A 15,657-nucleotide genomic window follows, 5' to 3' on the forward strand; every position below is an offset into this window, starting at 1 on the left:
AACTCATGCTTTTTTTATATAATTAAAACACACAACAATCAACACATGGTAATTCTAGACGGAAAAAAGGTAAGTAACGACATTAAAGACGAAATCAAACAACAGGTTGACAAGATGAAGGCTAAAGGAGAGAAAGTTCCTCATTTAGCTGCTGTTATTGTTGGAAATGATGGAGCAAGTTTAACCTATGTAGGAAGTAAAGTACGTGCTTGCGAACGGGTAGGTTTTGAGTCTACAATGGTACGCATGTCAAACACGACCAGTGAAATAGAATTATTAGATAAGATTGAAGAATTAAACCAAAATAATGATATCGACGGATTTATCATTCAGTTGCCATTGCCTCCTCAAATTAATACTCAAAAAGTACTGATGGCTGTAGATCCCAGTAAAGATGTAGATGGATTTCACCCTGAAAACTTTGGAAAAATGGCACTTGATATGAGTACCTTTATTCCGGCGACACCTTTTGGAATTTTAGAATTATTAGATCGTTACGGAGTAGAAACTAAAGGAAAACATACAGTTGTCATTGGAAGAAGTCATATTGTTGGTCGTCCAATGAGTATCTTAATGGGACGTAAAGGATTTCCTGGGAACTCAACAGTGACATTAACTCACAGTCACACAAAAAACATCACTCAAATTACATCACAAGCCGATATTATTATATCTGCTTTAGGCGTTCCAAACTTTTTAAAAGCAGAAATGGTAAAAGATGATGTTGTTATTATCGATGTTGGAATTACTAGAGTACCAGATGATAATTCTCCTAAAGGATATATCATAACTGGTGATGTTGATTTTCAAAATGTAAGTAAAAAAGCAAGTTATATTACACCTGTTCCAGGAGGTGTTGGTCCAATGACTATCGCTATGCTACTTAAAAACACATTGCTTGCTAGAGAGCAGCGTATGTAGTCTCCTTATTTACTTATATTGCAGTATGGTTAATCTCTGTGCTGCTTTAGAACGTGTGCTTATTTTAAGTTGGGAACATGTATTGCCAATTGTTATGGCTGTTGTTTTTACAATTACCTTAATACGGTATGCAAGGACTATTTCTACTGAAAAGCAGCAGCATTTCATTCATCTCATAGCTGTTTTTATTTCTATTACAGTTGTAGCATTTCATATCTATCACATGATATTAGGCGACTACGATTTTAAAAATGATCTCCCTTTGTATTTGTGTAGTTTATTAGGAGTGATTATTCCTGTATACACGTATTATAAACGCTATTGGATGTTTGAAATTTTAGTGTTTTGGATTATCGCAGGAACTCTACAAGCTGTAATTACACCAGATATTTCAGAAGGTTTTCCAAGTTTAGATTATTTTAGATATTGGATAGTTCATTTAGGATTACTGATTGTTATCTTCTACAGTATTTTTGTTTTTAAGCTCAAACCGAAGCTCAAAAGTGTTTTTAAGTCTTTTTTTGCATTGCAGATTTATGTGATACTCATGATCTTGGCAAATTTTCTTTTGGATTCTAATTATTTTTACCTTAATAGTAAACCAGAGTCCGCTTCTGTATTAGATTATTTTGGAGAGTGGCCGTATTATATTATTATTTGTCAGCTCATAATTATTCCTTTATTTCTTATTATTTATTTGCCATTTTATTTCCGAAGAAATCATTTAGCAAACAATTGATTGATGTCTTTAAACGCTTTAAATTCTAAAGCATTTCCAGATGGGTCTAAAAAAAACATGGTTGCCTGTTCTCCTGCTAGACCTTCAAATCGTATGTAAGGATCGATAACAAATTTTATACCTTTTTTTGTAAGTGTATATGCAAAATTGTGAAAGGTATCCCATGGCAGTACTACACCAAAATGCGGGACAGGAACTGCTTTTCCGTCTACAGCATTTGTATGAATATCATTTTCAGATTTTGGTTTATAGTGAATAACAAGTTGATGACCAAAGAGGTTAAAATCTACCCAATGTTCACTACTTCGTCCTTCGTCACAATTGAGTATATCTCTATAAAATGTTCGACATTCATTAAGGTTATGAACGGGAATTGCGATGTGAAATGGTGCTATGTTATTCATGATTAAAATAATTTACAGGTAAAAATAACATTTAATCACTACAATGTAAAGGCAAAAAAGACTTACTAAAAACAATCTGTTTTTTTAGCAAGTCTTTTTTTAATTAGCAAGTTATCAATTAGTTACTCTGATTTTCGTTTGTATAAACCGTCAAAGGCTTTCGTCCATGTTTGCCCTTGATCTGAGCTTGACTCTTGGACTTGTCTTACCGTATCGTCTTCTTTGTTATAATACCAGATCATTCGAAACCAAACGTTTGGTCCTTTGGCAATCATCAACATATCTCCATCGGTTTCTGTTTTAGGTTGCTCGTAATGGCTTACACTTCCTGAAGCTACCCAGTTTTGTTTCCATACTTTATCATTACTGTCATAATAGCTTATAGAGTTTCCACCATTACTGCCAATAGGTCTCCAATTTTCTAGAATTCCACAGTCGCCATTAGTATTTGTGATGCTACTTTCGGCAATTTTTTGATGTTGAGCATAAACATCCCATTCACCTAACCAGAAGTCGAATTGTCTATAACTATCACTAAACTTGCATGGGTTGGCTCGTTTATACATACTTTCTCTTACTTTAATAAAACGTTTGTTATCTCTTAAAGCATCAAATTCGGGTTTGTCTAAGCGCTTATAAAAAGCGAATTGCAAGCTATCTAATGTCTCCAATTGTACAAGGGCATTATCAGGTTGATTTTCGGCGGTATAACTTATTGCGAGTCTTAAGAAGATGGCTGGTCCTGTAAGTCCGCTTTTCTTTACTGCCTCTAAGTTTTTTATTGCTTTTTTATGCTGTTTTAGATTTGAGTAGCTGAACCCCATAAAATAGCTGGCCATAGAATCTTTAGGATTTATTTTAAGTTGCTTTTTAGCAGTTGTTATCACCTTCTCATAATCTTTATTGTTGAAGTCAGGTTGGTAAGGTGAATTATTTTGGGATATACCGCACTGAGGAATAAAAATAATAAGACATACGGTTATAAGTGCTTTTTTCATGATGTTTTAGTTTTTGATGACTATTTTTTGAACTTCTTTTTTGTTGTTGGAAATCATATGGACAAAATATACACCGCTGCTGTATGTACTTGGTGTCCATTCTAAATTGTTGTCTAATACTATAGTTTCTATAAGCTTTCCAATGGTATTGTAGATATATATCTTGTCTGAAGGCTTAATAATTTCTGGATTAAATTTAAATTGGTGGCCTACAGTTGGAGTTATGAACGTCTCTTCTCTCGAATTAACTTCTGAAATTGATAATGTTGATGGCATAATATAAAAGGCATTAGGATTTATAAGATTAGCTTGAGAAGATGCAGTTGAATCGATAAAGTTTTCAATAAAATTTCCGTCGTTGTCATACATTTTAATCAATCCTGTAAGGCCATTTCCTACGAGGAAATTTCCGTTACTTAAAAAGGCCACGCCTTCAGGAGTACTTAAACCACTAACTATTGTGCCTATTAAAAGACCGTTATTATTAAATCGTTTAATAGAGTTGTCATTATAGTCAATAACCAATAAATCGCCATTTCCAGATGTGTCAAACCAAATATTTGTAGGTCCAGAAAGTGAAAGTTCACTAATAAAAATACCTTCATATACTCCCATGCTGTTGTATTTATACACTTGAGCTGGGATAGCTGGATTACCATTAAAAGGAGGTTGACCATAAGAGCTTACATAGAAATTATCGTTCGCATCCCAATCCATACCAATGCTAAGTCTTATTCCTGTATTTGTAAAATTGGATAAAGGTGTTCCGTCTAAAGCAAAACGCAACACATATTCTGGCACTGATTGATTAAACCATTGAAGTACATATAGTATGTTGTCTTTGATGCGCATTCGAGTTGGTCCACCAATTCCTGTAGCAAAATTACCAACATAGTTCCCTTCTAAGTCATATTTGGTTATTCTTCCGCTACTAAGATTAGATACCAGTACTCTAAAGCCTTCATTTGGTATTTGAGCAATAACGATATCTTGAGGCCAAGCAAGTTGTTGATCGGTGAAGATTTCACCATTTTCACCATTGTGATCAAATTTTAAAATTTTATAAGCTGACGTTGAGCTAATTTGAGCAGTTATGTCGCTAACTAATAAATGAGAACCTTCAGGCAGTTGTGCGAATAGTGTATGTACAAAAAAAAGACATAAGAGTATACATGTACTTGTATTAAGAGTAATTTTTTTCATAATAGTAGTTTTTTGATTCTACTCAAAAAAAGATGAAAAAAATTTAGATGTCGTATGTAATTATAATTGTTTACTTTTTTTAATACATATGAATCTTTTTGTATTCTGTTGGTGTGCAGTTATGCTTTCCTTTGAATGCCTTATAAAAGGTAACTTTGTTATTAAAGCCTACATCAAAATAAATAGTCTTTACACTATAACTATTTGAGGAGGTTAATAGTTTTTCGGCTTCTAATAAGCGGTAATCATTTATAAAGTGATTGAAATTTTTGCCAGATTTTTTATTAATCACTTTTGAGAGAAGATGCGTAGAGTAACCTACTTGATCTGCAAGGTTTGCTAACCTCAAATCATTATCCGTAAACGGCTTATCGGTTTCAATGTATTGTACTAAATTATTATAAAGTTCATTAATGAGATGATCCTCTAAGCTATCTTTTTTGTTTTCTATGGGTAAAAATAAATCCGAAATGAATTCGCCATCAAAAATTTGTGGTTCCTTATATACAAAATAACCAATAGCGTAAATAGCTAAAGACATGCTTACCGAAATCATATAATCCCATTGGTTATTAAAAAAAGAAAAATTTATCAATATGTAATACGAGATATAGGATAGTACAAATAGAGCATAGAGAACAATTAAAACCCTAATCCATTTATGTCTTATTTTTTGAACTTCAGTGTCTGTGGTATTATTCTTTTTAAAAAGCCATATAATAGCAAAGAGATAACCAATTAAATGCATAATTATTAGCACATAATTAGAAAAGAACTTCACGATCTCTCTTAAATCTAAACGGTATTTAAAAAGATATTGAGACCAAAATATTAAGGTTAAACCAATCCATAAAAAACTAAAACCAAAATGAAAAATAAAGCGTTTAAGTTTTACATTATAAATGTTTGAAACATAAGTGTAAATTAATGGGCCTGCTGAGTAAAGACCTATATACTGGAATGAGTTAAAATAAGGGATTTGATGCGCATATTTAGTCCAGTAGAGTACATAAGCAAATAGTATTCCCGAAAAGGCCAATACTAAAAAAGCAATTGGATAATTTTTTTTATTTCTTTTAGCTATAAGAATCAAAAACAAAAAGATTCCCATTGCTACTGCAAATAAGAATCCTGATGTCCAGGTATCAAAAGAAGGAGTTTGTTGCATCTTAAAAGCTAAGGTAAATAATTTGTTGCGCTTTAAGTTTAGTATTATAAATATTTACTTAAGATCAATGATTGTTAATCCAATTGATCACATAAGGAAATACGAGCACATGAGTCACATTTGGGACAGGTTTTTCCCAGCTGCCTCCTGTTTTGCATTTCTTTAACGAATGATTTGCATTTTCGAATAGCTTCCATTCAAAATCTCTATTCCATCTTTTTTTAATAGCTTTTAAATCAATTACGGATTGATAAACAGGAATGTTTTTATCAAGAGTTCCAAAAACCCAAAGAGAGGGAATGGTCATTTCTTCAATAAATGGATATGGATCATAGCCAGCCGAATTAAGTTTACTCATTTCAGCTTCTATAAATTCCTTACTGTTTTTTGTAGGTGCCCCATTAGCATCGCCTGTAAGATTACTGTAAACATTCTCTTCATAAATGCTTACGGTTGGACCAGAATAGATAATACTGAAAGCAAGTTCTTTTTTTAAAATAGAGACCACTATTGGGATAATAAAACCTGCCTGACTAATTCCCGATACGCCAATTTTCTTAGAATCAAACCTATCATCCAATTTCATTTTGTCAAATGCGGCAATAACGTCAATAGCATAAGTTATCATAGAGCTACTGTAACTTCCAATATAGACACCATCAGATTTTCCAACCCCTCTTTTGTCATAAGTTAGAACGGCGATACCATTGGCTGTATAATGTTTAACCATTTCAAGTATGAAACTATCATTTCTGTCGGTTTTTCCGCTTCCATGAACTGCAATAATCAAAGGCATTTTTTTAACAGCGTTGTTAGGTATCCATAGATCTCCTCTAAGTGTTGCCTCTCTGGTTGATTGAAATTCAATTGCTTCCTTTTTTGCATTAGGAATTTGACCAAAGGCGCTAAATACAACTAAAGTTTGTAGTATACAGCAGAGTACTTTAAACGTCTTAGTCATGTTCTGTTAAGTATTTGGAAATAAAAACAAGTTCTTGGGCTTCTGTATAATTTCTCGCTTCAATTGTGGTGCCTTTGCCATGACCAGATTGTCTTGAAACTTTAAGAAGTATTGGATTACTACAGTTTTGATTTTGTTGAGCTGCAGCTACAAATTTATAACCATGGCTAGGAACTGCGGTTTGATCGTTTTCACCAACTTGAACTATAGTAGGCGGTAAGCATTCAATAGAGTTAAGGTTGTGATATGGTGAATATTTTAAAATGTTAACTAAGTCTTCTTCAACATTAGGATTCCCAAATTCGTTCATTTTAGTTTTTCCACCAGTAAATAGATGAAATCTCGTCAGGTCTAAGGTTGGTACGCTTATAAGTGCTGCGCCATATAAATCTGGACGTTGCATAACACTTGCTATTGCTGTACTACCACTTGCACTAATTCCGTTAGCAGCAATCATTTTACGTGATGTATAGTTGTTATCTATAAGCCATTCTGCTGCTGAATTAAAATCGTCAAAAGCATTTTGTTTATGTTGTTTTATACCTCCTTGATGCCATGACTCACCATATTCGCCACCTCCTCTAATATTGGCATAGGCATAAATCCCTCCCATATTCAACCATTGTAGAATTTGAGGCGAGTATCCAGGAAAACCAATAGAACCATAGGCACCATAGCCAAATAATAGAACTTTGTTTTTAGAGTTTAATTCTATCCCTTTTTTATGAGTGAGATACATAGGAACTGTAGTGCCATCTTTACTTTTGTAAAACACTTGCTTTAGCTCATAGGTCTCATTCAAATTATCTTTAAATCCTTGATATATTAATTCGCTAGTATATGTTTCGCTGTTTATTTTATAGATTTCAACAGGAAAAAACGGTCCAAAAATGCCTATAAAAGTTTCTGGAGATTCAATATGATCTGGGTAAAATACAATATAGCCAAGTTTAGGTAAATTGATCTGATTTTTAAAATTTCCATCGAAATCATACACATGTAATTCTTGATGTGCATCTATAATATATTTTATCACAAAACGCTTACCAACTCTATTTACAGTATTCATTGGGTGTTTACCTTCTTTTATTGTAGTTTTCCAATGCTCTGGAGAAGGGTTTTCAATATTGATCTTGATTATTTTTTTATTTGGGGATTGTAAATTTGTACTGAAATACCAATTCGTGCCTTCTGATGCTTCAAATGTAAATCGAGCCATAGTATCACCAAGAAGTTTTGTTGGCGTACTTTTTAAATGAGTTACTTTTTTGTAATATATATCATTTCCTGGTGAATCGGAGTTTACAACTTTAATTATAATGTATTGCTGGTCATTACTTAAGTAAGGAATAAAATAATTATCTGGTTTGTTAGGCTGATTAAACACCAAAATATCTTCTTGCGAAGAAGTATATAATTGATGAAACATAATTCTTGCATTTGAAAGCGTAGAGGATAATTCATTTTCAACGTTTGGTGCGTCAAATTTTAAATAGAAAAAACCACTACTGTCAGCATTCCAAAGCACATTTCCGGAAGGCCCTATAGTTTGTATCCCGTTTATCTCTTCTTTCAGATACGTATTAGTTTCAATATTTTTAATTCTTATGTTATGCCAAGAAGAGCTTCCTTTACTGGGTAATATGGCAAGATATTTACCATTATCGCTAACGTCGTGAAATCCTAAAAAAGACTCATTGTCTTTGAGCTCTTTCTCTGGATTGAATATGATATCTCCTTTATCATTTAAGTCCTTTTTTCTAATAATGATCTCTGATTTTCGTTCAGGATCTTTTCTTCTATAGAAAAAATAGCCTCCTTTTTGAAAAACAGGTTCATGCCAAGTGAAATTTTGATAGGCCGCCATTCTGTTATAAACAGAATCAACTTTATTTTTATCTGCCAAGAATTGAGTATTGTAGAATGCTTCTTGATTGTCAATCCATGTTTTAGTGTCTTGATCATTTAAATCTTCTAACCACCTATAGTTATCTGTTATTACTTGGTCAAAAAGTGTATCGTTAATTGGTGTTTTGTAACTCTCGGGATATTGAGGACTAGGAAGGCTTTTTTGACAAGACACGATAACGATTAGATAAAAAATAAGAGTTAAGTGTTTCATTTTTTTACTATTAAGTTTTAATTTAAACTCATTTGTATGCACTGTAATTAGTTTTTGTCTAAGGCCATAACTGAGTCTAATGGTATTGTGTATAAATCTACATTGTTGTTATTCATTTCTATTTGGAAGTTGCTATGTCTATTGCTGGCAAAGTATAACATGTTGTTGTGAATTTTTGGTGACAAGTCGCTACCACCAGAATTAAGAGCATTTAAATGTTGTGATTTTGACCATTTATTATTTTTAAAATAGCTGATATATAAATCGCCATCATGTGTTATATTTTGGTCTCTTCCGCTGGCTTCATAAATAAAGAAATCACCATTGGGAGAAATACAACCTCCCCATTCACCAGTATTTGTATTTATATTGGAACCCAAATTGATCGGAGTTTGATAGGTGTTATTCTCTAAGTAAGAAACCCAGATATCACCAGATCCCAAACCGCCTTCGCGATATGAGCTAAAATAAAGATTCCCATATTTGTCTAAAGTTGGGCTATACTCTGATTTTTCAGAATTATAAATTGACAGGTACTTTGGAGCACCCCATGTATTATTTTCTTTTTCAACATACCAAATGTCTCTGTCTTGCTTTTCCGTATCTCCGCTAATTGGGCGGTTTGAAGTAAAATAGATTCTTTTCCCATTTGGTGTTACAAAGGGAGATGAGTCGGAATAGGAGCCGGAAAAACTGGCTATTTGAGGCTTGGACCAATTTCCATTTATATTAATAGATTTATAAATTGTACTTTTTTGATTGTTCGCATAAAAAGAATCTTTTTTTGCAAAATAGAGTTCACGATTATTAGGTGTAAGAGTGGCTGAAATTTCGACATGCGTTGAAAGAATGCTTTCTGCAAAAAGTTTTGGTGTTATGACGTCATGAATTTCTGGTTGAAAATAGCGGGTATAGAGATTGAAAATGTAATTTCCTTTTTGTAAATCCCAGGCGGTTATAACAGCAACTATTTTATGCTTTGGGTCTATGATAATATATTGCCCTCCATCTCCTCTGGCTAAATAGATATCGCTGTTGGTTTCGGGATTGTTTCCACTAGCTTTAGGAGTGTTCCACCAAAAGTATCCATAACCAAAGCGATAAAATCTATTGTCACGATGGTTTTCAGTTATAGGTGTTTTAGCGGCTTTTTTTGTCCAAGTTGTGGGTAAAATTTGCTTGTTATTCCAACGGCCATTATTTAGGTATAGTTGACCTATTTTAAGCATATCCCTTGATGTTAAAAATAATAATGCTAGACCATTGTTTTTCGGACCATCATTACCTTGCCAAAAACGATATGAATTAATTTCTAAAGGTTTAAACAAATATCTTTTTGCAAAACTGTCTATAGACATTTTAGACGCTTCTTGAATAATTCCTGATGTTAATACTGGTGCGGCATTACTGTAATTGAATAATGTACCCGGCTCACATTCCATTGGTGTACTTAATATGGATGTATACCAGTCGCCCTGTGTAGCCAATAGTTTACGCCAAGTATTATCAGGGGAGTTCCAAGGTGCTTCTTGCCACTTTAAGCCATGTTGTTGGGTTAATAGATCTTCAATAGTCATGTCCTCTTTCCATGTATTAATGTTTTCTATAGGTTTATGTTCATAAAAAGAAAGCACTTTCTGATTTACATCTTGTATATATCCTTCTTGAATAGCAATTCCCATTAGTGTAGCAATAACACTTTTTGTTGCCGATTGCATCATATGTAGAGAATCTTTTGTCCAACCGTTAAAGTACTTTTCAAAAATGAGTTCGTTGTTTTGCATAATTAGTACACTATGAATAGTGCCGTAAGTACTATCACTAATTGCTTTTAAACCGTCATTCAGCCTGGCTTTGTTTTGATTGAGGTAATTAAGTTTGTTGTTTTCAGTTTTGGTAGTATTACAGCCAAGGATAATTGCAACCAGTGATGCCATAAAAACGGCTTTTAGACTGTAGATGTTTATTTTGGTTGCCATCCTGTTCAATTATTTAAGTGATTCAATATTCCAAATTGTAGTTTGACCATTATCTTGTTCGAACATCACTTTTACAATATAAGGTTTTGATGTAGAAAGCCAATAAGTGGTTTGAGTATTTCCATTATTAAGCACTTCTATCTTTTTTGTATTTACTTTTCCAATTTGCTTTATGTCTAGCACTTCTGTATCAATGATTTTGAAGGATTTTACACCAAGTTTAGGGTTTTTTGGAAGCCCTTGAATGACTTGCATTGAAAATGTACCTTCAATATTGCGGTTAAGGATGCTTGTTAATGCAAAGCCATCAGAAGACCAAGTGAAACCACTATCGTTAAGCGTGTTTATGGACAGTTTTGAGTTGCTGGTACTATTAGTTAATGATGTGGTGATGTATGTGTTATCAATTATATCAGTGTGTTGAACATATTCTGGATTCCACCTAATATCAATTGATAAGGGTTTAAGAGTAGACTGTTTTAGTACATCTGTTTTAGTATATGTATTATTTGATGTATCTACCCAATACATAGATCTAGTGATACTGTCATTACTAACAATGACTTTATCTGTCATTGTATTGATGCCTTTTCTTTTAGTACCATTAGGCTCTATTACTGTTTGCGACCAAACTAGTGTATAGGATTCAATTTCAACATTGGTTTGCGATGGTTTTATAATACTATCGGTTTGGGCAATACTCGTAAAGCTTATTAATAAGCAACTTATAGAGTTAATGAATGTTCTAAAATGATTCATCATGATTTAGTCTTCACTTCTCGTGCATTCGATTTTCCATGTTGGATAAACAATTTTTTCGGTCGTATCTACCCATTCTCCTACCCATTTATAACCAGTTTTACTCATGTCATAGAAAGTAAGTCTATAAAATCCATCCATACCGTTCGGAGCTTTTGCTTCGCGATACAAGATGATTTTATTGTCTTCTGTTTTATTTCCTTCCCAAGTTGGTAACGATGTTGTAGGAAACTTAGTAGAGAAAAAATGTACATACCATCTGCTACTATCTTTAACGAATTGTCTAATGCTACCTGTATGGGCGCCATCAGCTTTTAAGGTTTCATCTTGCACAGCTGTACCGTTCATAATATATTTCCATCGCCAAATCATATCTTCGGTATCGTTCCAAGCACCATCTTGTTTTCTCGTTGTTGATTTGCAATTACAGGAGCCAATCATAGCTTCAAAATCTTTGACCTGTTCTGGAGCTTCAGGGTTTGGTTGTCCGTAAGGATGTTTTTCCGAAGCATCATATTCATATTGTGCATGAACTGTGATGGTAAATACAAAAATTAAACTGTAAGCTAGATATTTCATAGTATAAAGTGTTAGTTATTAATGTCTATCTGAGCCTTCTCACTATCCTTTGTCTTAATAAAGTTAGTTAGTCATGTGATATAGACCCAGAGAGACTAATTCAAAAAATCAATTGAACTCAATATCTAATATTGAAAATCAACCTATCTCAAAGCAATGAAAAAAGATAGTGGGTTGTTAAGTAATTGCAGAGAGTTGTATCTAATTTGCAGTAAACAGAGTTAACAAAATGCTAATTAAGAAAATCTTTTACGGTTTTTAGGTTGCTCTTAGATACAGGAATTTGCATATCGTTTTCAAGGATAAGATTTGGAGATCCTGAAATGTGTAATTCTTTAGCGAACGACATATTAACTATAGCTTTTCTATGTACTCGTAGAAAGTTAGTACTTAGTTTTTCTTCTAAGGCTTTTAATGAACTGCGCATGGTATAAGATCCATTAGTTGTTGTGTGTACTTTTACACAGTAATCATCGGCTTCAATCCAACTAATGTCTTCTACAGGAATGATTTTACGTTTATTTCCTATCTTGATATTAAGCACTTTCGCCTTTTCATCAATTGTAGAGTTTAATTTTTTAAAAAGTCGCGCGTTGGTTAATTTGAGTTCTGAAAGTTCCTGAACCTCAATTTGTAGTTTTTCATTTTCAAAATATAAGTGCAAAATCATAGCTATAGCAATATAGCCCAGTGTATAAAGCGTTGCTTTTTGAAACATAAAGAACGTAAAGTATTCTTTTATTAATAATGTAAAACTGAAATCGTCATTCGAGTATAGCAGTCGGCTAAGTGAAATAATAAAAATACATAGAACGACTAGTGCGAAAATAACTAGTGCATATTTAAAAATCTTGACGTTATCAAGCTTCTTTGTAGATTGAGATTTCGTGTAGAAAAATAAAACGCTTGACATCATACTCCAGATAATCCAACTGTTTAACTGACTTTTCAAAACATCAAAAAAGGAAACGTTTTCGACGATGTTGTATCGAGTCACAAAATAGATTTGCTGAAAGGTTTCAAAAATCACGGCAAAAATGAGAACTAAGGCAATAATAAAGATGCTTAGTTTGAAATTTGATATTTTGCTCATGAGATTTTTCACGACGCTAGGATTTAGGTTTTACTGACTTAAATGTTTTATGCGAATCTTCTAAAAGTGTACTTAATTCTTTAAATTCCTCTGAAGTCAATTCACGATATTTACCAACAGGCACGTCTAATTCAATGTTCATGATACGAACCCGCTTTAATGTTTGTACATCATAAGTTAAATAATCACACATACGACGAATTTGCCTGTTTAAACCTTGAGTTAATATAATGCTAAAGGTATGTGAATTGATTTTTCTTACAATACACTTTTTTGTTGTTTGCCCCAATTCCTCTAGATAAATCCCTCCAGACATTCTATTGATAAAGGTTTGGGAAATTGGTTTATCTACAGTAACAATGTATTCTTTTTCGTGATTATTACTCGCTCTTAAAATTTTATTGACAATATCACCATCATCTGTTAATAGTATTAAACCTTCACTAGGCTTATCTAATCGGCCAATTGGAAAAATACGTTTTGGATAATTGATAAAGTCAATAATATTATCTTTTTCAACACGAGTATCAGTAGTACATACAATACCAATGGGTTTATTAAAAGCCAGATATACAAATGCCTCTTTGGTGTTTTTTATCAATTCACCATCGACACGAACTTCATCATTAGGAGCAATTTTAGTTCCCATTTCTGGTACAGTGCCATTTATTGTAACATGACCAGCTTCAATGAGTCTGTCGGCCTCACGACGTGAACAGTAACCTACTTCACTTAAATATTTGTTGATTCGTTTTAGATGCTCAGACATGAAACAAAAGTACAATAAAGATTACTGACAATGAAAACGAAGATTAATTAACAGAAATCAAATAGTTTACAAATCTTATGACTTCGGAAATAGAATACGCTACTAAAATCGTGAGTATTGAAATAATAAGTTTTCCTAAAGTCATATATTAGGATTAATAAAATCAAGAATATGATTATTTACTTCTTCTGCACGTAAACTATGACCATAACCTTTTGTAGCTATAAGTCTTGATTTTTTGTAGAAATTTTTAAAGTCTTCTGCATCGTTATAAGGTATGATCTTATCAAGCTCGTCATGAATAATGAGCCCGTCGGCAGTTATATTTTCAGATAGACGAGCAGCATTAAAATACTCTGGCTTTTCATTAAAACGTTCAAGTATAATGTCGTTCATACTTTTAGAGACACGATTGTTATAATTCATCATGTTTACATATCTACTAAAAACACCAACAAAATTAGAAGGCGCTCCAAGTAATACCAACTTTTCAACAGAGTCTAATTGATACTTCTGTTGAAAAAAAGCAGTAGCCATTCCACCAACAGAATGTCCAATAATTATATTGGCACTAAACTTTTTTGCAACAATATTAATGCATTCAGAATATAAAATAGCATTAAATAATTTACCTGTAGAATACCCATGAGCAGGTGCGTCTAAAGCGACAATGTTATAATCTAAGTCCTTTAGTTTCTCTATTAAAGCTTTCCATCTAAATGAATTGCTTTCCCAACCATGAGCTAGTAATATAGTTTCTTTATTGCCAAGCCAACGGTAGGTCCTAATACTTAAGTTTTCATAATCTAGATCTTCAGTATAAGCGGTCTGTAAGAAATCAACTTCTATTTCTTTAAGTTTTACTTTACGTGGAGAAGAGAATAGCCTTATAGCAAGTTTTCCAGCCGTTTTGCGTGAGAATACACTAATAATGTTGATAGACATTCCAATAACTTTGAAAAGCACCTGTTTCATTAATCTTCTCTATTTACTAAATCCATCGAAAATGCAGGCACACAAATGGCTATATACTCACAAGCATCTGTAAATGGATTAGAGTATTGTACTCTTACATTTTTATTAATCTTAATGGATTGGCCTGCTTCAAGAATCAAAATTTCATCATTAATGATAAATTGTTTTTTTCCTTTAATTATATAGGTGTACTCATCAAATTCTGGAGTTTGAAAAGGTTCGCTCCAACCAGGAGGAGCAACCATGTGGGCAATACTTAATTGAGTGTTTCCATCAGTAGCATTTCCAAAGTGTTCTTCAATTAGTTTTCCATCTGTTGTTGGTACCACAAATGGCGAATTTTGAATGATGTACGGTTTTTTACTCAACATAAAGATCTTTTAATTACCAATGCACTATAAAATATTTAATTTTTGCATTATCTGGAATTTGAACAGCTTCAATATTCAACGTCATATCAAATCTTAGATTTGCTGGTAATTCTTTTTTATCAATGGTAAATGAGGCATTGATTTCATTTACGGTGACAACCACTGTAGAAATCAAATTATTGATACTGGAGATTTTATAGTTGTCATTAATGTCTTTAAACGTGCTTAGTGTAGAAATATTTTTATCGGTCTTGTACTTTTCGTTTAAGATAAGAACACTCTCAATCACAGCCGTTGAATCTAATGCCTGACTTGGTGTTAAGATAAGCGACTTTTTCCCTTCTTTATAAATTTCTATGTCATTATTATCTCCAGCAAATTCATCTCCTTTTATAGAGGTTACAATTGAGTCGTTAGGAAATGCAATATCTAAATCCTTCACCATTGTAGAGTCTGTTAGTAAACCAATATGTTGCTTACTAATTTGAAAAGGATCTTGCTTTTTTTCTTTAGTACAACTAGCTATAACTATTGAAGCTATGGTTAAGATCGAAATGTATTTTAATTGTGTTTTCACTAATTTAGTATTAAATATGGTTATTAATTTGAGGTGTTT

General features: G+C 32.8%; 16 protein-coding genes. 2 read left to right on the forward strand and 14 right to left on the reverse strand.

Features of this window, described 5'->3' with window-relative positions:
* Positions 1–45 precede the first annotated feature (45 nt).
* Both Q0783_RS18100 and Q0783_RS18105 read left to right on the forward strand, forming a co-directional pair.
* A complete protein-coding gene (locus tag Q0783_RS18100; RefSeq protein ID WP_298897509.1) occupies positions 46–921 on the forward strand; it encodes a bifunctional 5,10-methylenetetrahydrofolate dehydrogenase/5,10-methenyltetrahydrofolate cyclohydrolase in 876 nt (291 codons plus the stop codon).
* A gap of 25 nt (positions 922–946) precedes the next feature.
* Positions 947–1,660 carry a TIGR02206 family membrane protein gene (locus Q0783_RS18105; protein ID WP_298897511.1) on the forward strand — a complete coding sequence of 238 codons (714 nt, stop codon included), beginning with the start codon at positions 947–949 and terminating at the stop codon, positions 1,658–1,660.
* Here Q0783_RS18105 and Q0783_RS18110 read toward each other — a convergent pair.
* From Q0783_RS18110 to Q0783_RS18175, 14 genes are all read right to left on the reverse strand, one after another.
* The gene (locus tag Q0783_RS18110; protein WP_298897514.1) at positions 1,642–2,064 is read right to left on the reverse strand and encodes a VOC family protein; all 423 of its coding nucleotides are present in this window, start codon (positions 2,062–2,064) and stop codon (positions 1,642–1,644) included. The two genes, Q0783_RS18105 and Q0783_RS18110, sit on opposite strands and share 19 nt — an antisense overlap.
* 122 nt (positions 2,065–2,186) lie before the next feature.
* Entirely contained in the window at positions 2,187–3,062 is an 876-nt protein-coding gene (locus tag Q0783_RS18115; RefSeq protein ID WP_298897516.1) for a hypothetical protein, read from the reverse strand.
* A 6-nt stretch (positions 3,063–3,068) separates the two neighbouring features.
* Positions 3,069–4,265: a T9SS type A sorting domain-containing protein gene (locus Q0783_RS18120; RefSeq protein WP_298897518.1), complete on the reverse strand. Its 1,197-nt coding sequence runs from the start codon at positions 4,263–4,265 to the stop codon at positions 3,069–3,071.
* A gap of 79 nt (positions 4,266–4,344) precedes the next feature.
* Positions 4,345–5,433, reverse strand: coding sequence for a helix-turn-helix domain-containing protein (locus Q0783_RS18125; protein WP_298897521.1), 1,089 nt, complete (start codon positions 5,431–5,433; stop codon positions 4,345–4,347).
* A gap of 64 nt (positions 5,434–5,497) precedes the next feature.
* Positions 5,498–6,394 (reverse strand): alpha/beta hydrolase, encoded by an 897-nt coding sequence (locus tag Q0783_RS18130; protein WP_298897523.1) that lies wholly within the window; start codon positions 6,392–6,394, stop codon positions 5,498–5,500.
* Positions 6,387–8,516, reverse strand: a complete 2,130-nt coding sequence (locus Q0783_RS18135; RefSeq protein WP_298897525.1) for a prolyl oligopeptidase family serine peptidase — start codon at positions 8,514–8,516, stop codon at positions 6,387–6,389. Before Q0783_RS18135 ends, Q0783_RS18130 begins: the two co-directional genes overlap by 8 nt.
* A 47-nt stretch (positions 8,517–8,563) precedes the next feature.
* The gene (locus Q0783_RS18140) at positions 8,564–10,495 is read right to left on the reverse strand and encodes a serine hydrolase (protein ID WP_298897527.1); all 1,932 of its coding nucleotides are present in this window, start codon (positions 10,493–10,495) and stop codon (positions 8,564–8,566) included.
* A 9-nt stretch (positions 10,496–10,504) separates the two neighbouring features.
* Positions 10,505–11,257, reverse strand: coding sequence for a hypothetical protein (locus tag Q0783_RS18145; RefSeq protein WP_298897528.1), 753 nt, complete (start codon positions 11,255–11,257; stop codon positions 10,505–10,507).
* A gap of 3 nt (positions 11,258–11,260) precedes the next feature.
* Positions 11,261–11,833: a hypothetical protein gene (locus Q0783_RS18150; RefSeq protein WP_298897530.1), complete on the reverse strand. Its 573-nt coding sequence runs from the start codon at positions 11,831–11,833 to the stop codon at positions 11,261–11,263.
* Between the two features lie 232 nt (positions 11,834–12,065).
* On the reverse strand, positions 12,066–12,926 hold the full coding sequence (locus Q0783_RS18155; RefSeq protein ID WP_298897532.1) for a LytTR family DNA-binding domain-containing protein: 861 nt from the start codon (positions 12,924–12,926) through the stop codon (positions 12,066–12,068).
* 16 nt (positions 12,927–12,942) lie between these two features.
* Positions 12,943–13,695, reverse strand: a complete 753-nt coding sequence (gene rluF / locus Q0783_RS18160; RefSeq protein WP_298897534.1) for a 23S rRNA pseudouridine(2604) synthase RluF — start codon at positions 13,693–13,695, stop codon at positions 12,943–12,945.
* A 141-nt stretch (positions 13,696–13,836) separates the two neighbouring features.
* Positions 13,837–14,640, reverse strand: a complete 804-nt coding sequence (locus Q0783_RS18165) for an alpha/beta hydrolase (RefSeq protein ID WP_298897536.1) — start codon at positions 14,638–14,640, stop codon at positions 13,837–13,839.
* A 29-nt stretch (positions 14,641–14,669) separates the two neighbouring features.
* Positions 14,670–15,041: a cupin domain-containing protein gene (locus Q0783_RS18170; RefSeq protein WP_298897538.1), complete on the reverse strand. Its 372-nt coding sequence runs from the start codon at positions 15,039–15,041 to the stop codon at positions 14,670–14,672.
* Between the two features lie 13 nt (positions 15,042–15,054).
* Positions 15,055–15,618, reverse strand: a complete 564-nt coding sequence (locus tag Q0783_RS18175) for a hypothetical protein (RefSeq protein WP_298761816.1) — start codon at positions 15,616–15,618, stop codon at positions 15,055–15,057.
* Between the last annotated feature and the right edge of the window lie 39 nt (positions 15,619–15,657).

It is taken from the genome of uncultured Psychroserpens sp. (genome assembly GCF_947500255.1).
Lineage (GTDB): Bacteria > Bacteroidota > Bacteroidia > Flavobacteriales > Flavobacteriaceae > Psychroserpens.